This window comes from Novosphingobium sp. PhB57, from assembly GCF_004342985.1.
Lineage (GTDB): Bacteria > Pseudomonadota > Alphaproteobacteria > Sphingomonadales > Sphingomonadaceae > Novosphingobium.
In genome coordinates this window covers 365,278-383,884 of the sequence record NZ_SMBO01000006.1, presented here as the reverse complement: position 1 = coordinate 383,884, position 18,607 = coordinate 365,278, and the positions used below count along the sequence as shown (strand labels likewise).

27 protein-coding genes are annotated in these 18,607 nt (G+C 66.7%); 9 read left to right on the top strand and 18 right to left on the bottom strand.

The genetic code is table 11. The features are described from left to right. Window positions 1-133: 133 nt before the first annotated feature. Together EDF58_RS19425 and hemF are read right to left on the bottom strand one after the other, a co-directional pair. On the bottom strand, window positions 134-919 hold the full coding sequence (locus EDF58_RS19425; RefSeq protein WP_132268529.1) for an SDR family oxidoreductase: 786 nt from the start codon (window positions 917-919) through the stop codon (window positions 134-136). A gap of 113 nt (window positions 920-1,032) precedes the next feature. Further along, the gene (gene hemF, locus EDF58_RS19420) at window positions 1,033-1,926 is read right to left on the bottom strand and encodes an oxygen-dependent coproporphyrinogen oxidase (protein WP_132268527.1); all 894 of its coding nucleotides are present in this window, start codon (window positions 1,924-1,926) and stop codon (window positions 1,033-1,035) included. Window positions 1,927-1,985: 59 nt separating this feature from the next. On the opposite strand from hemF, the gene pdeM reads away from it, so the two are divergent. Together pdeM and infC are read left to right on the top strand one after the other, a co-directional pair. Further along, entirely contained in the window at window positions 1,986-2,702 is a 717-nt protein-coding gene (gene pdeM / locus EDF58_RS19415) for a ligase-associated DNA damage response endonuclease PdeM (RefSeq protein WP_132268526.1), read from the top strand. 234 nt (window positions 2,703-2,936) lie between these two features. After that, on the top strand, window positions 2,937-3,458 hold the full coding sequence (infC, locus tag EDF58_RS19410; protein ID WP_132268524.1) for a translation initiation factor IF-3: 522 nt from the start codon (window positions 2,937-2,939) through the stop codon (window positions 3,456-3,458). A 157-nt stretch (window positions 3,459-3,615) separates the two neighbouring features. On the opposite strand, the gene EDF58_RS19405 is transcribed toward infC, so the two are convergent. The 16 genes from EDF58_RS19405 to hisB form a co-directional block, all read right to left on the bottom strand. After that, entirely contained in the window at window positions 3,616-4,149 is a 534-nt protein-coding gene (locus EDF58_RS19405) for a J domain-containing protein (protein ID WP_132268522.1), read from the bottom strand. Window positions 4,150-4,322: 173 nt separating this feature from the next. Next, a complete protein-coding gene (pal, locus tag EDF58_RS19400; protein WP_132268775.1) occupies window positions 4,323-4,811 on the bottom strand; it encodes a peptidoglycan-associated lipoprotein Pal in 489 nt (162 codons plus the stop codon). Window positions 4,812-5,006: 195 nt separating this feature from the next. Next, window positions 5,007-6,422, bottom strand: a complete 1,416-nt coding sequence (tolB, locus tag EDF58_RS19395; RefSeq protein ID WP_132268520.1) for a Tol-Pal system beta propeller repeat protein TolB — start codon at window positions 6,420-6,422, stop codon at window positions 5,007-5,009. Beyond that, on the bottom strand, window positions 6,419-7,378 hold the full coding sequence (locus EDF58_RS19390) for a hypothetical protein (RefSeq protein WP_132268518.1): 960 nt from the start codon (window positions 7,376-7,378) through the stop codon (window positions 6,419-6,421). Before EDF58_RS19390 ends, tolB begins: the two co-directional genes overlap by 4 nt. 14 nt (window positions 7,379-7,392) lie before the next feature. Next, a complete protein-coding gene (locus tag EDF58_RS19385) occupies window positions 7,393-7,848 on the bottom strand; it encodes an ExbD/TolR family protein (RefSeq protein ID WP_132268516.1) in 456 nt (151 codons plus the stop codon). Continuing rightward, window positions 7,848-8,558, bottom strand: coding sequence for a protein TolQ (gene tolQ / locus EDF58_RS19380; protein WP_132268514.1), 711 nt, complete (start codon window positions 8,556-8,558; stop codon window positions 7,848-7,850). Before tolQ ends, EDF58_RS19385 begins: the two co-directional genes overlap by 1 nt. Beyond that, window positions 8,555-9,019, bottom strand: coding sequence for a YbgC/FadM family acyl-CoA thioesterase (locus EDF58_RS19375; protein ID WP_132268513.1), 465 nt, complete (start codon window positions 9,017-9,019; stop codon window positions 8,555-8,557). Before EDF58_RS19375 ends, tolQ begins: the two co-directional genes overlap by 4 nt. 176 nt (window positions 9,020-9,195) lie before the next feature. Further along, window positions 9,196-9,573: a histidine triad nucleotide-binding protein gene (locus EDF58_RS19370; protein WP_132268511.1), complete on the bottom strand. Its 378-nt coding sequence runs from the start codon at window positions 9,571-9,573 to the stop codon at window positions 9,196-9,198. Window positions 9,574-9,608: 35 nt separating this feature from the next. After that, a complete protein-coding gene (locus EDF58_RS19365) occupies window positions 9,609-9,935 on the bottom strand; it encodes a phosphoribosyl-ATP diphosphatase (protein ID WP_132268509.1) in 327 nt (108 codons plus the stop codon). Window positions 9,936-9,998: 63 nt separating this feature from the next. Then, the gene (locus EDF58_RS19360; protein ID WP_166675222.1) at window positions 9,999-10,169 is read right to left on the bottom strand and encodes a PEP-CTERM sorting domain-containing protein; all 171 of its coding nucleotides are present in this window, start codon (window positions 10,167-10,169) and stop codon (window positions 9,999-10,001) included. 147 nt (window positions 10,170-10,316) lie between these two features. Then, a complete protein-coding gene (gene hisF, locus EDF58_RS19355) occupies window positions 10,317-11,078 on the bottom strand; it encodes an imidazole glycerol phosphate synthase subunit HisF (RefSeq protein WP_132268507.1) in 762 nt (253 codons plus the stop codon). Window positions 11,079-11,082: 4 nt separating this feature from the next. After that, window positions 11,083-11,328 carry a hypothetical protein gene (locus tag EDF58_RS19350; protein WP_132268505.1) on the bottom strand — a complete coding sequence of 82 codons (246 nt, stop codon included), beginning with the start codon at window positions 11,326-11,328 and terminating at the stop codon, window positions 11,083-11,085. Then, window positions 11,325-12,053, bottom strand: a complete 729-nt coding sequence (gene hisA / locus EDF58_RS19345; protein WP_132268503.1) for a 1-(5-phosphoribosyl)-5-[(5-phosphoribosylamino)methylideneamino]imidazole-4-carboxamide isomerase — start codon at window positions 12,051-12,053, stop codon at window positions 11,325-11,327. Before hisA ends, EDF58_RS19350 begins: the two co-directional genes overlap by 4 nt. A gap of 150 nt (window positions 12,054-12,203) precedes the next feature. Further along, window positions 12,204-12,842 carry an imidazole glycerol phosphate synthase subunit HisH gene (gene hisH, locus EDF58_RS19340; RefSeq protein ID WP_132268501.1) on the bottom strand — a complete coding sequence of 213 codons (639 nt, stop codon included), beginning with the start codon at window positions 12,840-12,842 and terminating at the stop codon, window positions 12,204-12,206. Further along, window positions 12,839-13,132: a YciI family protein gene (locus EDF58_RS19335; RefSeq protein ID WP_132268499.1), complete on the bottom strand. Its 294-nt coding sequence runs from the start codon at window positions 13,130-13,132 to the stop codon at window positions 12,839-12,841. The genes hisH and EDF58_RS19335 overlap by 4 nt, the downstream gene beginning before the upstream one ends. Next, a complete protein-coding gene (gene hisB / locus EDF58_RS19330) occupies window positions 13,132-13,734 on the bottom strand; it encodes an imidazoleglycerol-phosphate dehydratase HisB (protein ID WP_132268497.1) in 603 nt (200 codons plus the stop codon). The genes EDF58_RS19335 and hisB overlap by 1 nt, the downstream gene beginning before the upstream one ends. A gap of 201 nt (window positions 13,735-13,935) precedes the next feature. On the opposite strand from hisB, the gene EDF58_RS19325 reads away from it, so the two are divergent. The 7 genes from EDF58_RS19325 (at window position 13,936) to EDF58_RS19295 (ending at window position 18,524) form a co-directional block, all read left to right on the top strand. Beyond that, window positions 13,936-14,436: a ClpXP protease specificity-enhancing factor SspB gene (locus EDF58_RS19325; protein WP_132268771.1), complete on the top strand. Its 501-nt coding sequence runs from the start codon at window positions 13,936-13,938 to the stop codon at window positions 14,434-14,436. A 34-nt stretch (window positions 14,437-14,470) separates the two neighbouring features. Continuing rightward, window positions 14,471-14,950, top strand: coding sequence for a hypothetical protein (locus EDF58_RS19320; RefSeq protein ID WP_132268495.1), 480 nt, complete (start codon window positions 14,471-14,473; stop codon window positions 14,948-14,950). A 94-nt stretch (window positions 14,951-15,044) separates the two neighbouring features. Beyond that, entirely contained in the window at window positions 15,045-15,698 is a 654-nt protein-coding gene (gene gmk, locus EDF58_RS19315) for a guanylate kinase (RefSeq protein WP_132268493.1), read from the top strand. Between the two features lie 174 nt (window positions 15,699-15,872). Continuing rightward, the gene (locus tag EDF58_RS19310) at window positions 15,873-16,688 is read left to right on the top strand and encodes a hypothetical protein (protein WP_243654376.1); all 816 of its coding nucleotides are present in this window, start codon (window positions 15,873-15,875) and stop codon (window positions 16,686-16,688) included. Window positions 16,689-16,830: 142 nt separating this feature from the next. After that, complete coding sequence (dapD, locus tag EDF58_RS19305) at window positions 16,831-17,667, top strand: 2,3,4,5-tetrahydropyridine-2,6-dicarboxylate N-succinyltransferase (RefSeq protein ID WP_132268491.1); 837 nt, start codon at window positions 16,831-16,833, stop codon at window positions 17,665-17,667. A gap of 155 nt (window positions 17,668-17,822) precedes the next feature. Next, on the top strand, window positions 17,823-18,092 hold the full coding sequence (locus tag EDF58_RS19300; protein ID WP_132268489.1) for a hypothetical protein: 270 nt from the start codon (window positions 17,823-17,825) through the stop codon (window positions 18,090-18,092). 3 nt (window positions 18,093-18,095) lie between these two features. Next, window positions 18,096-18,524, top strand: a complete 429-nt coding sequence (locus EDF58_RS19295) for a DUF1810 domain-containing protein (protein ID WP_132268487.1) — start codon at window positions 18,096-18,098, stop codon at window positions 18,522-18,524. Window positions 18,525-18,607 lie beyond the last annotated feature (83 nt).

Here is an 18,607-nt window from a genome sequence, read left to right as displayed (position 1 = left end):
CGAGACGGCCTGATGCCTTCCCCTATCGCCGGCCACCGGCCGAGCCCCCTATCGGCCGGGGTGGACCAGGCGCCCGAACGAATCAGGCGCCTGAGCCGGTCAAGCACTCGGGCCGATCAGGCGCCCAGGCCGATCAGGCAATGGTCGGCAGGATGCCGCCCTCGGCCCGGATCGCCGCACCGTTGGTGACGGCCGCCAGCGGGCTGGCCAGGAAGGCGACCATGGCGGCAACCTCGTCCGCCTCGATCAGGCGGCGAATCAGCGAGAGCGGGCGCAGCTTGGTGAAGAATTCCTCTTCGCGCTCCGCTTCGGAGGCGTCCTTGTTCTCCACCACCGAGCGGATGAACTCGACGATCCCTTCCGACCGCGTGGGCCCCGGCAGCACCGAGTTCACGGTAACCTGCGTGCCGCGCGTGGCGTCCGCCATGCCGCGCGCCACGGCCAGTTGCGCCGTCTTGGTCATGCCGTAGTGGACCATCTCACCCGGCGTCATCAGGCCGCTCTCGCTGGAGATGAAGATCACCCGCCCCCAATCGCGCTCCAGCATGCCCGGGAAATAGTGGCGCGAAAGCCGGATGCCGCTGAGGACGTTGACGTCGAAGATCTCGCGCCATTCCTCGTCGGTGATTTCCACGAAGGGGCGCGCCTCGTAGATGCCCAGGTTGTTGACCAGGATGTCCACCTGGGGAACCGCCTCCGTCAGCGCCCTGGCCCCTTCGGCCGTCGCCGGGTCGGCCAGCACGGCACGCACTTTGCCCAGCTGGCCCACGGTATGGGCAGCGGCATCGAGCTTGGCCTGGTTGCGGCCGGTGACGATGACTTCGGCGCCTTCCGCCGCCAGCTTCGCGGCGATGGCAAGGCCGATGCCGGCGGTCGATCCGGTTACGAGCGCAGTCTTTCCGGCGATCTTGAGATCCATGAAGCTATCCTTCTTGCAAACTTGCGGTGTCGGGGCGCTAGATAGGGGAAAGAATGAAAGCCGATTAGGACCGCTTCAAGCCGGTCAGTTTTGCTTGCGGCGCACAGATGCGGTCAGGACCAGGTGGCTTCGGGCGGCAGGCTCATGAGGATCGCGTCGATATTGCCGCCGGTCTTCAGGCCGAACAGCGTGCCCCTGTCGTATACCAGATTGAATTCGGCATAGCGACCGCGCCATTCCAGCTGCACGGCCTTGTCGCCGGCGGTGAAGTCCAGGCCCATGCGCCTGCGCACCAGGCGCGGGAACACCGCCAGGAAAGCCTCTCCCACGGCGCGGGTGAAGGCGAAGTTCGCCTCCCATCCCGCCGCGTCGGCGCATTCGAGGTGATCGTAGAAGATGCCGCCGACACCGCGATGGACCTTGCGGTGCGGGATGTAGAAATAATCGTCCGCCCAGGCCTTGTAGCGGTCATAGTAGCCCGCCCCGTGCGCATCGCAGGCCGCCTTTAGCTCGGCGTGGAATTCGTCCGTATCCTGCGCATAGGGGATCGGCGGGTTGAGATCGGCGCCGCCGCCGAACCAGGCCTTGGTCGTCGTGAGGAAGCGCGTGTTCATGTGCACGGCCGGGACGTGAGGATTGGCCATGTGCGCGACCAGGCTGATGCCCGTGGCCGAAAAGGCGTTCTGCTCGGCCGAGGCGCCGTTGATCGTGCCGGCAAAGTCCTTCGACAGTGCCCCCACGACGGTGGAGACGTTCACGCCGACTTTCTCGAAGACCTTGCCCTTCATCAGCCCGCGCGTGCCACCGCCCGTCTCGGCCCCGGCCTCGCCTTCCCCGCGGCCCTCCACTGCAGCGCGCTGCCAGGGGGTATATTCGAAAACCGCCGAAGACCCCGCCTCCCGCTCGATCGCCTCGAACTCGGCGCAGATACGGTCGCGCAGGGTTTCGAACCACGCGCGGGCTCGGCCGGTTTGGTCATTCCAGTCTTGGGCAATCCTGTCGGTCATCGCATTTCCTCTTCCGCCGGGCGCTTGCCAAATCGCACGGCCTGCGGCAAGGGAAAGCCATGGTTCCCTTTTCGTTCCTTTCACAGGAGTTGCAACTGGTCCCGCCGCCCGCCGGGTCTCCGGCCGGTTCCGGGGCCGCAAGGGGCGCCGCGCTCTACTGGCCGCGTGAACAGGCGCTGCTGGTGGCGGACCTGCACCTGGAAAAGGCCAGCTATTTTGCCCGGGGCGGGCAGATGCTCCCTCCCTACGACAGCCGCGAGACGCTGGAACGTATCGCGCTGGCGGTACGGCAGACCGGCGCGCGCCGGGTTTTCGCGCTGGGGGACAACTTTCACGATAGCAGGGGGACCGAGCGGCTCGATCCCCATGCCGCCGGAATGCTGGGCGCTCTCACCCGCGCGCTCGACTGGGTGTGGATCACCGGAAACCATGACCCCCATCTCGGCAGCGAGGCTGGCGGCACGCGGGTAGAGGAAATCGAGGTCGCCGGTATCGCCCTGCGACACGAGGCGCGGCCGGGTACCACCGGCCCCGAACTGTCGGGCCATTTCCACCCGCGCCTCATCATCAACGCCCGCGGCCGACGAATCGCGCGGCCTTGCGTGGTCCACAGCGGCAATCGATTGATCCTGCCTGCTTTCGGCGCCCTGACGGGCGGCATGGACGCCGCCGATCCGGCGATCCTCAAGGCCCTGCAACCCGCGCGCGAGATCGACGCGATTCTCTCGGCAAAGGACCAGCTGCTGCGCTACCCCCTCTGGCGCGCGGCCGCCTGAGTACCTATATGCACTTTCGGTCGATCCGAGGGCCGAACAGAAACGGCCATCCGGTCGTTGTTTGCGGCACCGGCCCACTATCGGGCGTGAGCCCGGACAAGACACTTTAGGCGTCCTATAGATTTCCTTGAAATCGTGCTTTGCGTGTCGACGCGATTCGCATTAATGACGCCTCCACTCGCCTAGCGACAGAAACGATTCAGGAGAACGCTTATAGCACCCCCACCCCGGCGCATGATGACGCCACCGGTCAAGAGTGGCCCGCGCTACAATAACATGATCCAGTCGGACAAGGTCCGGGTTATCGACCAGGACGGCGAGAACATCGGCGTCATGTATACGCGTCAGGCGATCGAACAGGCGGCCGAAGTTGGCCTCGACCTGGTTGAGGTCTCGCCCAACGCGGATCCGCCGGTGTGCAAGTTCCTGGATGTCGGCAAGTTCCGGTACGAGGCCCAGAAAAAGGCCAATGCCGCGCGCAAGACCCAGAAGACGCAGGAGATCAAAGAGATCAAGATGCGTCCGAACATTGACGATCACGACTACGACACGAAGATGCGCAACGTCCATCGGTTCATTCTCGATGGCGACAAGGTGAAGGTCACCCTGCGCTTCCGCGGTCGTGAGCTTTCGCACCAGCAGCTGGGCATGAACCTGCTGCGCAAGGTGCAGGAAGACGTCGCGGATATTGCCAAGGTTGAAGCCTATCCGCGCATGGAAGGCCGCCAGATGCTGATGGTGCTTTCGCCCAAGTAAGCATTCGGCCCGTCATTCACGGCAAAAACACGAAGAGCGCGCCGCAAGGCGCGCTCTTTGTCTATGGGCCGCATGTTGTTTCTGGGCCGCATGGTCATGGCCGTCCTGATGACGAATGACCGGGATCAGCCGTGAACCACGCCCGGCTTCCCGGTTCTCAGCCCTTCCACTCCCGGCGCTCTTCCGCTGCGCGCAGGACTTCATAGGCTAGCTGGTAGGTCTGGAACGCCTTGGCCGCCTCGGGATCGTTGGGCTTCACATCGGGGTGCACTTCCTTGGCCTTCGTCCGCCAGGCCCTGCGCACCGCATCGAACTCCGCATCGGGGTCGAGACCCAGCGCTTCCAGCGCGCGCAATTCGTCGCGGCTGCGCGAACCGTCGCCGGAGCCTCCCCAGCCATAGTGCGCCGATTCCTTGAATCCCGCGCTCTCGGTGCGCTCGTCCGATTCCCGGCGCGCTGCCTCTTCGGCATCGAGCCCGGCGAAATAGTCCCACCCCGCGTTGTATTCCGCGGCATGCTTCTGACAGAAGTACCAGCGATCCGGGCTGTTCGGGCTCTTGGGCGCGGGGCAATTGCCGGGCTCGGTGCAACCATGCCGATCGCACAGGCGCACTTGCGCAGCCTCGCGCGAGCTGCCGTAGCTGCGCCAGCGCGGGAAACCCCAATCCATCGATCGACCTGCGCGACTCATTCGAAGGGCGATACCTGCCGACCCGAAGCCAATGCAAGTGCGTAAGGCTCAAAGTCCATGCGGGAATTCCGGTTCCAGCCGGCCCGGCAGCCGGGAATCGCGGGGATCCCTCATGCAAAAGGCCCGGCTCGCCATCGCGAACCGGGCCTTCTTCAAATCTTGCGACCGAGCGATCAGTCTACCGTGACGGTAACCGCGCGGCGGTTCTGGGCCCAGGAGGCTTCGTCCGAACCCAGGGCGATCGGGCGTTCCTTGCCGTAGCTCACGGTGTTCAGGCGCGAGGCGTCGATGCCCAGGCTGATGAGGTAGTTCTTGGCCGCATTGGCGCGGCGCTCGCCCAGGGCGAGGTTGTATTCGCGGGTGCCGCGTTCGTCGGCATGGCCTTCGATCGTGGCGCGCTTGTTCGGGTACTGCTGCAGCCACTGGGCCTGCTTCGACAGCGCCGCCTGGTCAGCCGAATCGACGGTATCTTCGTTCAGCTGGAAGTAGATGGTGTCCGAACCCATCATGCGGGCCACGAAATCGGCCTGGCTGCCCGGCTGCGGGCCGCTGGGCGGCGGCGTGGTCTGGGTGGTGGTGGCCGGGCCCGGCTCGGGCGGCAGTTCCTTGGGCGCCTTGGACGCGCAAGCCGACATGGCAAGAGCCCCGGCGAGGAGGAGCATTGTCGATCCGGTCTTCACATGACGGGGGTACATGAGGGCAGGCATGAGGCAATCTCCTATCGTGCGCAGCCAATTATGAATGGCCTGCGTAGTTTGAAGTTCCGATTAATTTATTACCCTGTCAACCTGAACGAACGCCCCGTCTTGGGCACGTCGTCCAGGCATATCTGACAGGGCGCTGGTCTCAGAGGGTAATCAGGGGCGAACGGGGCCCCATGCCGGGTCCGAGGCACCCACCGGGGTCGGCAGCCTGCGCTCGTTGCGGCCGGTGAGATCGACCTGCCAGATGGAGGCCGTTCCCGCCGTCTTCGCGGTACGGAAGAACTGGATGATGCGGCCGTTGGGCGACCAGGTCGGCGCTTCGTCCTGCCACGAATCCGTGAGGTGGCGCATGCCGCCGCCGTTCGGGTTCATGACGGCGATGCGCAAGTTGCCGGCAACATGGGTGAAAGCGATCTGGTCGCCGCGCGGGCTCCATTCGGGCGTGGCCGAGCGGCCGCCGAAGAAGCTGATGCGGCGCTGGTTGGAGCCATCCGCGCCCATCACATAGATCTGCTGGTTGCCCGAGCGGTCGCTCTCGAACACGATCTGGCTGCCGTCGGGCGAATAGGACCCGCCGATCGAGATGCCCGGCGTGTTGGTCAGGCGCTGCGGCGTGCCGCCGCCGGCCGACGAGATGCGATAGATGTCGGTATTGCCGCCCGAAGCCATCGAATAGAGCACCCACTTGCCGTCAGGCGACCAGCGCGGCGCCATCGTGGGGTTGCCGGTCCGGGCGATCAGCTTCTGGGTGTTGCTGCCCAGGTCGTAGACATAGATGCTCGGCTGCCCGTTGAGGTAGGACAGATAGAGGATCTTCGAATAGTCCGGCGAATAGCGCGGGGTCAGCGCGGTGGACTGGCCGCTGGTCAGGTAGCGGTGGTTCGCGCCGTCCGAATCCATGATCGCCAGGCGCTTCATGCGGTGGTCCTTGGGACCGGTCTCGGCGATATAGGCGATCTTGGAATCGAAGAACGGGCTCTCGCCCGACAGGCGCGAGTAGACCATGTCGGCGCACTTGTGCGCGGCGCGGCGCCAGTCCGAAGGCGGAACCTGCCAGCCGCCCTTCACGAGCTGCTGCTTCAGCGCCACGTCGTAGAGATAGCAGCCCACCGTGAGCTGGCCGCCGGCGCCCGCGCGGACATAGCCCTGCACCAGCATGTCGGCGCTGCGGGCCGACCATACCGGAAAGTCCGGGGTCTGGATCTGGGCATAGACCGGCTGCGGCAGACCGTCCGGGCCCGAGGGCTTGAACAGGCCGTTGTTCTTGAGATCCGCGGCGACCACTTGCGACAGCGCCCGGCCGAGTGCGGCGGTGGAGCCGGCATTGGTGCCGGTGGGCACGTCGGCATCGGTAGCGAAGGTGGTGATGGCGATGCCGAGGTCCTGCCAGTCGCTATCGTCCGAGACGGTCACCTGAAGGCCGCCATCCTCGTCGGCAGGCGCGGCAGGCGCGCCGGGCGCCGCGGGAGCGGGCTGGACGGGCGTTGCCGGCGGGGCGCTCTGCGCGAGAGCTGCCACGGAACCGGAAAGCAGCAGGCCAAATGCAGCAAGGTGGATGATCTTTTTCATTGCGATAGCCTTCTGTCGAAGTTGGTCGTGATGACCTTCCAACCGTTGTAGAGGTCTTCCGGCAGATTGAACGGGGCGGCAAGTTTCACGGCGCGGATCGCCTGTTCCTGGTGCCGCTGGACTTGCGCCGAGTTGGCCGCGTTCTGGCCGGTCGTGCGCAGGACCTGCGGCTCCCCGTCGAGGCTGCCATCCTTGTTGAGGCGGAAGCGCACGGTCGTTACCAGAAGTTCCGCATCGGCGCCTTGCGGGGCCGCCCAGTGCGGCTTGAGCTGGCGGCTGATCGCGCCGTTGAGCGCGGAAACCGCTGCCGGGCCGAGCGCCGCGGCCGGCTGGCCCTTGCCCTGCGTCGAGGTGGCACCCGAAACGCCCGACAGGAAGTCGGCGCCAACGCGGCTGCCGCCTGCCTTCTTGGGCGGCGTGGTGGCCTTGCTCGCGGACGAACCGGGCTTGCCGACGATCCGGTCGATCGCGCTGTCACGGCTGGCGGGCGCCTTGGGTGCGGGCTTGGCCGGCGCCTTCTTTGGCGGCGCGGGCTTTTCGGCGGGCTTCGGCGGCGCCGGCTTGGGGGGCGCGGGCTTCGGAGCAGGCTTCGGAGCGGGACGCGGCGCAGGCCGAGGTTGGGGCGGCTGCGGGCGCAGCGCGGGCGCCGGCGGCACCGGCGCGGGCTGCGGCTCCGGACGGGGCTGAGGCTGAGGCTCGGGGGCTGGAGCGGGAGCCGGCGGCGGGGCCGCTTCGCCCAGTTCCGGCGCCATGTCCGGCGCGGCCTGGCTATAGGGGTCGGGCGAGGTGGACGTCATGCCCACCTGGTCGCTCAGTGTCACTTCGATGCGCTGAGGCGGCTTCACCACCTCGTTCTGCGCCGGACGCAGCACCATCACCGCCAGCACCGCCACATGCAGTGCGACAGCCAGCGTAAGGCCCAGCCCTTCGTCCTTGCGCAATCCCAGCATTGCCATCGTGCCAGCCTAACTCAGCCGCCTGAACCGCTGCTGACACCCGTCACCAGCGAGATCGACGTGAATCCGGCGTGGTTGAGTTCCCCCATCACGTCGATCACCCGGCCATAGTCGAGCGCCTTGTCGGCGCGCAGGGTGACTTGCGGCTTGCGGCCATCGGCACCGTCCGGAACCGAAGCGAGACGCTCCGCCAGTTCGCCGGGCGCCAGTGCCTCGGTCTCGTAATAGATCGTGCCGTCGCGCTGGACCGAGATCGTGATCTGGTCCTGCTCCTCGTTCATGGCCTTGGCGCGGCTGTCGGGCAGCTCGATCGGCACCGCCGCCTTGAGCAGCGGCGCAGTGACCATGAAGATGATCAGCAGCACCAGCATGACGTCGACCAGCGGCGTCACGTTGATTTCGGCCATCGGCGTGCGTCCGCCGCCGCTACGGCGCCCGCGCCTGCCGCCGCCGGATAGGCCCATCCCCATCAGCGCTGCTCCAGCTCACGCGTGAGCGCGGAGTGCAGGCGATCGGCGAAGCGCTGCAGGCGCGATTCGAACAGGTTCACGCGGTGCGAGAAGCGGTTGTAGGCGATGACCGCCGGGATGGCCGCGAACAGGCCGATGGCGGTGGCGAACAGGGCCTCGGAAATGCCGGGGGCAACCACGGCGAGCGAGGAGTTCTGCTGCTGGCCGATCTGGAAGAAGCTGTTCATGATGCCCCAGACGGTCCCGAACAGGCCCACGAAAGGCGCCACCGAGCCCACGGTCGCCAGGAAGTTCAGGCGGTTGGAGATGCGGTCGCTCTCCTCGCCGACCGAGGAGGTCATGGCCAGGCCGATGCGCTCGCGCGCGCCTTCGGGGTCGAACTTGGGCATGGCGGCATTGCGGCGCCATTCGGCCAGGCCCGCGCCGGCGACTTTGCCCATCGGCACGTCGCCGCGGCGGCGTTCCTTCTGGTAGGCCTCGAAGTTCTGGGCTTCCCAGAAGCCTTCCTCGTAATCCGCGCATTTGCGGTTGAGGCTGCCGATGCGCAGCATGAAGCTGATGATGATGGCCCAGACCCAGACGCTCGCCAGGATCAGCCCGGCCATGATCGCCTGCACGACGATATCGGCGTGAAGGAACAGTTTTACCGGATTGAGGTGATCGGAATCACTGCCGATGGTCACGGCAGAGGCGAGCAGTTCGAACGTCATTCTAGTCCTCTCGGATGCTCTTGCATGAGCGAGGCGAAAGCATGTTGCCAGGCGGCGGGCTGTTTGCGCGGTCGTCCTTCAGGACTGATGAACCCGACCTTTACCGTGGCTTCAGCAAGGCGAATTTCTCCGCGCCGCACGACTTGCCGAAGGGTGCAACTCACCCTTCCGACCTGAAGCGCATGAGTGTCGATCACGACCGCGTCGCCGAGGCGCGCGGGCGAGAGGTAGCGGATATTCACTTCCGCCACGGTGTAGAGCCCCTCCCCGGCCTCCAGCGCGGCGCGCTGGTCTATGCCGAGCAGGTCGAGCAGATCGGAGCGGGCCCGTTCCATCCAGCGGATATAGTTGGCGTGATAGACCACGCCGCCGGCGTCGGTGTCCTCGTAGAACACGCGGAGCGCATAGCGGTGGGTGGGTCCATCGAGGACGCCGCTGGGGGGAAGAGGGTCGCTGCTCATGCCACCGGAATGTGTAGCGGGCGAGACCGGCAGCGCAATCCGTTCGTCGCACTTATCCCGCGCGTGCGGGCGGATGGACGGTTAATTGCGTCGTAATTGTCGGATTTGTCGTTGCCTGGCGTCGGCATGGTCCCGGATCGGGTCCGGGACCATGTGCAGACTTCCCGATCCGCGCCTTACTCCGCGATCATCTGGAAGAACTGGCGGCCGCCGAAGATGTGGACGTGAAGATGCGGCACTTCCTGGTGGCCGTTGGTGCCCATGTTCACCATCAGGCGGTAGCCCGGCTCGTCGAGTTCGAGCTGGCGCGTCACATGGCCGACCGCGCGCATGAAGCCGGCGATTTCCGCATCGTCGGCATTGGCGGTGAAATCGTCCCAGGACACATGAGCGGCCTTGGGGATCACCAGCACATGGACTGGCGCCTGCGGGCGTATGTCGTTGAAAGCAAGCGCGAATTCGTCTTCGTAGACTTTGTCGCAAGGCAGCTCGCCGCGCAGGATCTTCGCGAAGATATTGTTATCGTCGTAGGGCAGCTTGGGGTCGATCGGCATGGGGTTCTCCCGGAGATGCGAATACGGGCGAGCATTCAGTCCGCGGCGCGAGCAGCCTTCTCGGCAATGCCGGAGATGCCTTCGCGGCGGTCGAGTTCGGCCAGCACGGCCGCGAAAGGCACGTCGCGCGCGCCCAGCAGGACCATGAGGTGGAAAATCAGGTCCGAGGCTTCGCCCACCAGCGCCTTGTCGTCCTCGGTCAGGGCGGCGATCACCGTTTCGGTGGCCTCTTCGCCCAGCTTCTGCGCGATCTTGCCCAGCCCTTTGGCATGCAGTTTGGCGACATAGCTGCTGTCGGGATCGGCGGCGCGGCGCGCGGCGATCGTTGTTTCGAGGCGGGCGAGAGTGTCGGGGCTGCTCATGCCATGCCCATGCGACGCGCGGGCGGCAGGGTCAAGGCCGGCCCGACATGCGCGGGCCGGCGATCAGTCCGGGCGCTTGGAGGAAAAGCGGCGGCCGATCGCCACGCCGGTGACGCCCAGGGCCAGGAGGAAAAGTCCGCTCGGCTCCGGCAGGCGTGTGGCGTCGGCGGCGAAAGCCGGCAGGGGAACGAGGACCATCGCCGCAAAAGCGGGCAGGCAGCGGTAGCGAGGCACGGGGGGCTCCTGCGGGGGACTGTTGACAGGACCCATGGCAGGCCTGCCGGGAACGGCAAGGGATGATCGGGGCCTGTCCCGATCCGGGGCATGATCGGATGGGTCATTTCCGTCCCCTCGTCCCGGAACACGCCCAGGCATCCGCCCTCACCCGCGCGCGGGCAATCCCGCCGCGCGCAGCGCCGCATGGGCCTCCGCGATCGAGTGCTTGCCGAAATGGAAGATCGAGGCCGCCAGCACGGCACTGGCCTTGCCCTCGGTCACGCCCGCCACGAGATGGTCGAGATTGCCCACCCCGCCGCTGGCGATCACCGGCACCGAGACGCTGTCTGCGATCAGCCGGGTGAGGTCGAGGTCGTAGCCGCCCTGCGTGCCATCGCCGTCCATCGAGGTGACGAGCAGCTCGCCCGCGCCGTAGTCCGCAAGCTTCACCGCGTGTTCGAGCGCGTCGATCCCGGTCGCCTTGCGGCCGCCGTGAGTGAATATCTCCCACTTTCCGGGCGCAACCCTGCGCGCATCCACCGAGGCGACGATGCACTGCGATCCAAACTTCTCGGCAATGTCCGCCACCACTTCCGGCCGCGAGACGGCGGCGGAGTTGACCGCCACCTTGTCCGCACCGGCCAGCAACAGGGCGCGGGCATCTTCGGCCGTGCGCACGCCCCCGCCGACGGTGAGCGGCATGAAGCAGACTTCGGCCGTGCGCTGGACCACGTCGAGCAGGGTGCCGCGCCCTTCGTGGCTGGCGGAAATATCGAGGAAGCACAATTCGTCGGCCCCGGCGGCGTCATAGGCGCGCGCCTGTTCCACGGGATCGCCGGCATCGACGAGATCGACGAAGTTCACGCCCTTGACCACGCGCCCGTTGGCAACGTCGAGGCAGGGAATGACGCGGATGCGGACGGTCATGGGATCACTCCACCGGCTTGAAGAACAGCAGCACGCAGAACACGCCCACGGTCAGGCACACGGCGAGGTTGAACGCAGTGTAGCCCCAGAACTTGCGCGGATTCTCCTGAAGCGAGGTTTCCACTTTCGACCGCGCCCGGCTGAACAGCATCAGGCGCGCGCGGCCTTCGCGATAATCGCGCAAGGCATAGAGCGCGCCCGGCACGAAGATGGCCAGCGCCAGGACCGCGACGAGGCGGTTTTCGTTCACGCCTTCTCCGCCATGGCGATCGCGGCGGCCAGGTCCAGGCGCCCGTCGTAGAGCGCGCGGCCGGTTATCACGCCTTCGATGCCGTCACCGGCATGGAGCGCCAGCAGGCGAATGTCGTCGAGGCCCTTCACGCCGCCGCTGGCGATCACCGGCATGTCGGTGCGGCGGGCGAGATCGACGGTGGCGTCGATGTTGCAGCCCTTGAGCAGGCCGTCTCGGCCGATGTCGGTGAAGAGCAGGCTGGCGACGCCCGCATCCTCGAAGCGGCGGGCCATGTCGACGATCGAGACGTCGGACACTTCCGCCCAGCCCTCGGTCGCGACCATGCCGTCGCGCGCGTCCACCGCCACGACGATGCCGCCGGGATATTCGCGCGCCATGTCCTTGACGAACTGCGGGTCCTTCAGCGCGGCCGTGCCCATGACGATGCGCGAAACGCCCAGGTCGAACCAGCCGGCCACCGCCTCGCGCGTGCGAATGCCGCCGCCGAGCTGGACATGGCCGGGGAACGCTTCGAGGATCGCTTCCACCGCCTCGCGGTTCTCCGCCCGGCCCGCGAAGGAGCCGTCGAGATCGACGACATGGAGATATTGCGAACCCGCTTCGGCGAAGAGCATGGCCTGCGCCGCAGGGTTGTCGCCATAGACGGTGGCGCGGTCCATGTCGCCTTCGGCAAGGCGCACGACCTGGCCCTGCTTGAGGTCGATGGCGGGAAAAACGATCATTGTCCGGCCTCCCGGCCGGAGGCGGCACCGGCCCACGCCCCCACCCGACCTCCCACGAGTGTACCCTGAATGGGAGGTCGGGTGGGGGCGTGGGCCGGTGCCGCGCAAGGATCGGCGAAAGCCGATCCGGTCCATGCATCAAAATTCATCTCAGGGCTTCCATTCGAGGAAACGGGAAAGCAGCGCGAGGCCGTAGGCCTGGCTCTTTTCGGGGTGGAACTGCACGCCCACGATATTGTCCTTCGCCACGGCCGCGACCAGGCCGCCGCCATGGTCGGTCATGGCCGCCACATGCGCGCCGTCGTCGGGCTGGAAGTGGTAGGAATGCAGGAAATAGGCCTCGCCCAGCTCGATCAGGCCCTGTGCCGGGTCCTTGCGGCCGAGTGAAACGTCGTTCCAGCCCATGTGCGGGATCTTGATCGCAGGGTCGGTACGCTCGATGCGCTGGACCTGGCCGCCGATCCAGTCGAGCCCGCGCGTCACCCCGTGTTCCAGCCCGCGCGTGGCCAGCAGCTGCATGCCCACGCATATGCCAAGGAACGGCGCCCCGCCGACATGGACGCGCTCGGTCATCGCCTCCACCATGCCGCGAATGCCCCAGAGACCCTCGGCACAGGCGCGGAAGGAGCCGACACCGGGCAGGACGATACGGTCCGCCGCGCGCACCACGTCCGGATTGGCCGTGATCGCGACGTCTTCGGCCCCGGCCGCGCGCAGGGCATTGGCCACCGAGTGCAGATTGCCCGCGCCGTAGTCGATCAGCGCCAGGATCGGGCGGCCTGCCGTCATCCGGCGAGCCCGGCGACGCTGTCGTCAAGGAAGCCGTGCGCCCATTCGATCACTTCGAACTCGGCCACGCCGCCCGCCACGAAAGGATCGGCGGCGGCGAGGATTTCCACCTCGTTGCGATTGCTGCCCTTCGCCAGGATGAGCCCGCCGTCACGCGGAACCTTGCGGCCCCAGCCGAGGAAATGGCCCGCCGCATGATTCGCGCGCAGCCAGGCGACATGATCGGCCAGCAGGCCGTCCACTTCCTCGACGGGGGCGGTGTAGCGAAGCGAGATGATGAAGCTGGCCATCAGAGCGTGTCCTGTCCGAGAATGCCCTTGGTGGAAGGAATCGCCCCGCCCTTGCGCGGGTCAAGTTCCACCGCGGTGCGCATCGCGCGCGCGAAGCCCTTGAAGATGCCTTCGCAGATGTGGTGGTTGTTGGAACCGTAGAGAAGTTCGATGTGCAGGGTGATGCCCACGGCCTGCGCGATCGAGTGGAACCAGTGCTCGACCATCTCGGTATCGAACTCGCCCAGCTTGTCCTGCGTGAAGCCGGCCTTCCAGACCAGGTAGGGGCGGCCCGAAATATCCAGAGAAACGCGGCTCAGGGCCTCATCCATGGGCGAATGAACGTCACCATAGCGGCCGATGCCTGCGCGGTCGCCCAGGGCCTGGCTGATGGCCTGGCCGATGGCGATGGCGCTGTCTTCGGTGGTGTGGTGCTGGTCCACATGGAGATCGCCCTTGATGCGGCAGGCGATGTCGATCAGCGAATGGCGGCTGAACTGCTCGATCATATGGTCGAGGAAGCCGATTCCGGTGGAAACCTGATAGGCCCCGGTGCCGTCGAGGTTGACCTCCACGGCGATGTCGGTCTCGTGAGTCTTGCGGGTGATCGAGGCAGTGCGCATGCCAAGGGCCTATAGCCCGCTATGTCAGGGAATCAATTCCGCCCGGCACCAAGTGTGCGCGAAAAGCGTTTCCCAGGTAATCTTTGGTCGCGGCGAATTTTCACGCCCGGCACAAACGACCTAGGGAAAACCCGTCGGAACGTGTTATTTTACGCTTGAACACGCTTGACCGGCACCGGAAGCATGAGCACCAAGGGCGCGATGAACGATACGCCACAAGACAGCCTGATCCCCTACGACGAGATCGTGCAGGAGGCCCTGCGCGCCGTTGTGGGCCGGGTGCTAGGCCAGGTGGAAGCCAGCAATGGCATGCTGCCGGGTACGCACCACTTCTATATCACCTTCAAGACCGGAGCGCCGGGGGTCTCGATCCCTGCCGAGCTGCGGGCGCGGTTCCCGGACGAAATGACTATCGTCCTCCAGAACAAGTTCTGGGACCTGGCGGTGCGCGAAGACGGCTTCACCGTCAGCCTGAGCTTCAACCAGCTCCCGTCCAAGCTGGTGATCCCTTTCGCCGCGATCACCGCTTTCGTGGATCCGGCCGTCGATTTCGGCCTGCAGTTCCAGGCCATGTCCGACGACGACGAGGAAGACGAGCTTTCCGCGCCCGAGAACGATTCGGAACGCGACGTTGCTTCGCGCATTACTCCCAGCGAGGATGGATCGAACGTCGTTTCGGTCGATTTCGGCAAGAAGAAGTAAGGCGGGCAGGAGAAGGCCCGGGAAAGCAAGGTCCATGGGCGTCACCTCGGTTCCGAAGAAAGTCGGCAAAAGCGTCGGCAGCGGCGTGAGCAAGGCCGGAGCGGCGGTCAAGAACACGGCCGCCAAGGCCCGCGCCCGCGCCAACACCTTGCGGGGGCCCAGCCCCAGCACGGCCACCAACCTGGCCATTGCCGACATCGCCCTGCGCAGCGGCACGTTCTTCGCGCGCCGGGCGGTCGAGCACGCATTGCTGGGCAAGCGCTACACCCCGGAAAAGGCCAAGCAGATCCTGCGCGGCCGTTCCTTCACCCAGTCCATGCTCCATACCGCCATTGCCCGCGTGGCCCTGGGCTCCGCGCCCGGCGCGGCGCTGGTGATCGGCGGACTGGCGGCCAAGACGCTCTACGACCGCAGCCGCGCCCGCAAGGCCAGCGTCAAGGGCGAAGCCGAGATCCAGGACATGGCCGAGGACGGCGAAGACGAAACCGGCCTGGTGCCCGACTTTCTGGAGTGACCCGATCCGGGGCGAAGGGCTCTCCGCTCGCTCCGCGATCCGCTGCCTTCACCTCACCCCTTGATTTGCGCGCCCGGCGGCGGCATCGGGGCACATGGTCAATTCTCCGGACAATCCCGCCGACACGCTCGCCCGGCGCGGCCTCATGCTCATCATGTCCTCGCCTTCCGGCGCCGGCAAGACGACGATCTCGCGCATGCTGCTTGAGCACGATTCGCACATCTGCAACTCGGTGTCCTGCACCACCCGCAAGCCCCGCCCGGGTGAGGTGGACGGCAAGGACTACTTCTTCGTCAGCCAGGCCGAGTTCGACCGCATGGTGGACGAAGGCGAGTTCCTCGAATGGGCGCATGTCTTCGGCCACAGCTACGGCACGCCCAAGGCCCAGGTGAAGGCCGGGCTGAAGGACGGGCAGGACTATCTGTTCGACATCGACTGGCAGGGCACGCAGCAGCTCTACCAGAAGCTGGAGCGCGACGTCGTGCGCGTGTTCCTGCTGCCACCGAGCATCGACGAACTGCGCCGCCGCCTTACCGGCCGGGGCACCGATTCGATGGACGTGATCGCCGCCCGCATGGAACGCGCACGCTCGGAAATCAGCCACTGGGACGGCTACGACTATGTCGTCGTCAACGACGATATCGAAGCCTGCTTCGAGAAAGTGAAGAAGATCCTCGCCGCGGAACGCATGCGCCGCGCGCGACAGACCGGCCTGATCGGCTTCGTCCGCGAACTGATGACGCCCTGATCGCGGTATCGGGAAAGCAGCGAGGGTGACGGGCAGCCGCGCGTCGCGCCGCTGCCTCTCCACGCCCTGCCCAGCAGGCGGTCCGGCATTTTTTCCCGTTCGTTCGGGCACCTGCGGCCGTCTGGCGCGTAGATGTGGGACTGGCCCTGCTCGGGCGCGCCACGGGAGAGAGCGATGATGCCGCCACGAAAGTCCGCGATCCGGTCGCTCAGCCTGTCGGGCCTGCCCCTGGCGGGCCTGCTCATGCTGGGTGCCTGCAACGCCGCGCCCGATCGGCAGCCGGCTTCGAAGACGCACTCGCAAGCCGTTGCTTCGGACCCGCAAGGCCCCGCAAGCAGCTCGGCCACGACCTCGGCATCCCCATCGGCCTCGCCTGCTGGATCGCCGACCGCGCTGGCGGAGAACGGCGCGGCCCAGCGCTCCGGCCCGCTCTCCTGCGCAGAGGAACTGGGCGCCACCGCCGCCCAGCGCCGCGCGGACCTATGCCGCAACGTCTCCCCGGCCACACGCCCTCCCTGCAACGTCGCCAACAGCTGCGCGATGATCGAGGACGAGATCGCCCGCAGCTGCGCCTTGTTCGATTCGAAGGGGGATCCCATGCCGGGATGCCGCCCCGCGCCCAAGAGCAAGGAAGCCGCCGCCGCGGTGGTGGAACGCTATTACTCCGCGCTCAATGCCCGCGACTTCGGGACGGCCTGGCAGCAGTGGGGCGACGACGGCCCGCCGCGCCAGACGATGGCGCAGTTCACGGCCGGCTTCGCCCATACCCGCGCCACCCATGTGGCCATCGGCGCGATGGAGCCCGGCGACGCCGGGGCCGGCTCGGTCTACCAGACGGTGCCTGTCACGGTGGACGCAACGCTGGACGACGGATCGAGCCAGCGGTTCCGCGGCAAGTACGTCCTGCGCCGCGTCAACGGTGTGGACGGGGCCACGCCCGGACAACTGCGCTGGCACATCGATTCCGCCCAGCTTTCGCCGGTCCGCTGAGGCGGACCCCGACCCCGCCGCCCGCCTGCCCGGAGAGCGCCGGCCTTATGTCCCGCGCTCCCTTCTTACTTGTCCTCGCCCACCGCAGGCTCTACGCGCGCCCGGAACAGAAAATCTGAACGACCTTTCCGGAGACGCGAACATGTCCGAACTCGAAACCGCGATCGAAGCCGCCTGGGATGCGCGCGACACCGTCACCCCCGCCAGCGCCGACGTGCGCAAGCTGGTCGACGAAGCACTCGGCCTGATCGAATCGGGCGCTGCCCGCGTCGCCGAACCGGACGGCAATGGTGGCTGGAAGGTCAACCAGTGGCTGAAGAAGGCCGTGCTGCTCTCGTTCCGCCTGAACGACAACGCCCCCGTCGCCCACGGCGCCGGCGGCGCGCCTGCATTCGACAAGGTGCCGGTGAAGTTCGAAGGCTGGGCCGACGAAGACTTCCGCAAGGCCGGCTTCCGCGTCGTCCCGGGCGCCGTCGCCCGTCGCGGCACCTTCATCTCGAAGAACGTGGTGCTGATGCCCAGCTTCGTGAACATCGGCGCCTATGTGGGCGAAGGCACCATGGTCGACACCTGGGCGACCGTCGGCTCCTGCGCGCAGATCGGCAAGAACGTGCACATCTCGGGCGGCGTCGGCATCGGCGGCGTGCTTGAGCCGCTGCAGGCCGGCCCGGTCATCATCGAGGACAACTGCTTCATCGGCGCCCGTTCGGAAGTGGCCGAAGGCGTCGTCGTCGGCGAAGGCGCGGTGATCTCGATGGGCGTGTTCCTGGGCGCGTCGACCAAGATCGTCGACCGCGCGACCGGCGAAGTCCACATCGGCAAGGTTCCGCCCTACTCGGTGGTGGTCCCCGGCTCGCTGCCCGGCAAGCCGCTGCCCGACGGCACCCCCGGCCCGTCGCTCTACTGCGCCGTGATCGTCAAGACCGTGGACGCGCAGACCCGCTCGAAGACCGGCATCAACGAGCTGCTGCGCGACTGATCGCCGCACCGATCCTGTCTGGAAGGGGCCGGATGCCAGCGCGTCCGGCCCTTCCTGCATCCGGCTCCCTCGGAACGGCCGGGGAGATGGGGCGTTGATCCCTGGAACATCGGCCTGAAGCGATCGAAGATCGGGCCGGAAACCGGGAGATGCCCATGGATACCCGCGGCGAGGAAGTTCACGTCGAAAAGACCGAAGCCCGTGCCGGCGCGACGCCCAATGTCGTCCGTTACATCCTGCTTGTCAGCCTGGTCCTGGCCATTGCCGCCATGTCCGCGATCTGGATCTTCGGCGCGGTCAAGGCCCCGGACGATACCGGCGGCGCCGCCGACACCCGTGAGGCCGTGCAGCGGGGCGATGTCGATACCCAGTCCCAACCCGGCGTCCAGAGCCCCGAGCCGGCCGCAGGCAAGACCGGAAGCTGACCCGTGGCGGGGCTGGCGCGCTTCGTCGATGCCCAGTCCCGCGACTATGCCCGCGTGGTCGCGGAGCTGGAACACGGCAGCAAGCGCAGCCACTGGATCTGGTACATCTTCCCGCAAGTGGCCGGCCTGGGACAAAGCCAAACCTCGCAGTTCTACGCCATTTCAGACCTGAGCGAGGCCCGCGCCTATCTGGCCCATCCGATTCTCGGCGCCCGTCTCGATGAATGCACCGAGATCATGCTGGAATGGCTCGGCAAACACAGCGCGGCCGAGATCCTGGGCGCTCTCGATGCCATGAAGTTTCGCAGCGCCATGACGCTGTTCGAAGCGGCCGGCGGCGAAGCGCGTTTCGGCCGCGCGCTCGAAGGGTTCTTCGAGGGCGAGCGGGACGAACGGACACTCCAGCTCCTCGGCACCGCGCCGGATCCCTAGCGCTTCGCTCGTTCGGGAACCCGAAGCACCGCCAGAGCGTTTCCTCTGTTGGCCCTTATTGCACGGCGGCCGCAGAGCCGCTC

Bases quoted from the DNA above. Each gene is read 5' to 3' on its own strand.
- EDF58_RS19425 (WP_132268529.1), bottom strand. From the start codon at position 919: ATGGATCTCAAGATCGCCGGAAAGACTGCGCTCGTAACCGGATCGACC.
- hemF (WP_132268527.1), bottom strand. From the start codon at position 1,926: ATGACCGACAGGATTGCCCAAGACTGGAATGACCAAACCGGCCGAGCC.
- pdeM (WP_132268526.1), top strand. From the start codon at position 1,986: ATGGTTCCCTTTTCGTTCCTTTCACAGGAGTTGCAACTGGTCCCGCCG.
- infC (WP_132268524.1), top strand. From the start codon at position 2,937: ATGATGACGCCACCGGTCAAGAGTGGCCCGCGCTACAATAACATGATC.
- EDF58_RS19405 (WP_132268522.1), bottom strand. From the start codon at position 4,149: ATGAGTCGCGCAGGTCGATCGATGGATTGGGGTTTCCCGCGCTGGCGC.
- pal (WP_132268775.1), bottom strand. From the start codon at position 4,811: ATGCTCCTCCTCGCCGGGGCTCTTGCCATGTCGGCTTGCGCGTCCAAG.
- tolB (WP_132268520.1), bottom strand. From the start codon at position 6,422: ATGAAAAAGATCATCCACCTTGCTGCATTTGGCCTGCTGCTTTCCGGT.
- EDF58_RS19390 (WP_132268518.1), bottom strand. From the start codon at position 7,378: ATGGCAATGCTGGGATTGCGCAAGGACGAAGGGCTGGGCCTTACGCTG.
- EDF58_RS19385 (WP_132268516.1), bottom strand. From the start codon at position 7,848: ATGGGGATGGGCCTATCCGGCGGCGGCAGGCGCGGGCGCCGTAGCGGC.
- tolQ (WP_132268514.1), bottom strand. From the start codon at position 8,558: ATGACGTTCGAACTGCTCGCCTCTGCCGTGACCATCGGCAGTGATTCC.
- EDF58_RS19375 (WP_132268513.1), bottom strand. From the start codon at position 9,019: ATGAGCAGCGACCCTCTTCCCCCCAGCGGCGTCCTCGATGGACCCACC.
- EDF58_RS19370 (WP_132268511.1), bottom strand. From the start codon at position 9,573: ATGCCGATCGACCCCAAGCTGCCCTACGACGATAACAATATCTTCGCG.
- EDF58_RS19365 (WP_132268509.1), bottom strand. From the start codon at position 9,935: ATGAGCAGCCCCGACACTCTCGCCCGCCTCGAAACAACGATCGCCGCG.
- hisF (WP_132268507.1), bottom strand. From the start codon at position 11,078: ATGACCGTCCGCATCCGCGTCATTCCCTGCCTCGACGTTGCCAACGGG.
- hisA (WP_132268503.1), bottom strand. From the start codon at position 12,053: ATGATCGTTTTTCCCGCCATCGACCTCAAGCAGGGCCAGGTCGTGCGC.
- hisH (WP_132268501.1), bottom strand. From the start codon at position 12,842: ATGACGGCAGGCCGCCCGATCCTGGCGCTGATCGACTACGGCGCGGGC.
- EDF58_RS19335 (WP_132268499.1), bottom strand. From the start codon at position 13,132: ATGGCCAGCTTCATCATCTCGCTTCGCTACACCGCCCCCGTCGAGGAA.
- hisB (WP_132268497.1), bottom strand. From the start codon at position 13,734: ATGCGCACTGCCTCGATCACCCGCAAGACTCACGAGACCGACATCGCC.
- EDF58_RS19325 (WP_132268771.1), top strand. From the start codon at position 13,936: ATGAACGATACGCCACAAGACAGCCTGATCCCCTACGACGAGATCGTG.
- EDF58_RS19320 (WP_132268495.1), top strand. From the start codon at position 14,471: ATGGGCGTCACCTCGGTTCCGAAGAAAGTCGGCAAAAGCGTCGGCAGC.
- gmk (WP_132268493.1), top strand. From the start codon at position 15,045: ATGGTCAATTCTCCGGACAATCCCGCCGACACGCTCGCCCGGCGCGGC.
- EDF58_RS19310 (WP_243654376.1), top strand. From the start codon at position 15,873: ATGATGCCGCCACGAAAGTCCGCGATCCGGTCGCTCAGCCTGTCGGGC.
- dapD (WP_132268491.1), top strand. From the start codon at position 16,831: ATGTCCGAACTCGAAACCGCGATCGAAGCCGCCTGGGATGCGCGCGAC.
- EDF58_RS19300 (WP_132268489.1), top strand. From the start codon at position 17,823: ATGGATACCCGCGGCGAGGAAGTTCACGTCGAAAAGACCGAAGCCCGT.